At 61.6% G+C, this 232-nt stretch carries 1 protein-coding gene; it reads right to left on the reverse strand.

What is annotated here, in order from left to right; all coding sequences use genetic code 11:
* Positions 1-90 precede the first annotated feature (90 nt).
* Positions 91-225 (reverse strand): flagellar basal body rod C-terminal domain-containing protein, encoded by a 135-nt coding sequence (locus RRF55_RS28135; protein ID WP_439419319.1) that lies wholly within the window; start codon positions 223-225, stop codon positions 91-93.
* Positions 226-232 lie beyond the last annotated feature (7 nt).

Below are 232 nucleotides of genomic sequence, written 5' to 3' on the forward strand. Positions count from 1 at the left end.
GCATCCGGCCGGTCCGGCGCGTTCTGCGCCGGCTAAAGGAAGGATTCATCGAGTCTAACGAGACCTTGCTCATGGATTCCCGTTGGCCGATCAGCGCTTGATGTTGATCAGCTCCGCCAGCATCTCGTCGGCGGTGGTGATGATCTTGGACGAGGCCGAATAAGCGCGCTGGGTGGTGATCAGGCCGGTGAACTCGGTCGACAGGTCGACGGTCGAGGCCTCCAGCTGTTGC

Origin of the sequence: Klebsiella sp. K47 (assembly GCF_051858335.1) — a bacterium.
Classification (GTDB): Bacteria; Pseudomonadota; Gammaproteobacteria; order Enterobacterales; family Enterobacteriaceae; genus Klebsiella; species Klebsiella pneumoniae.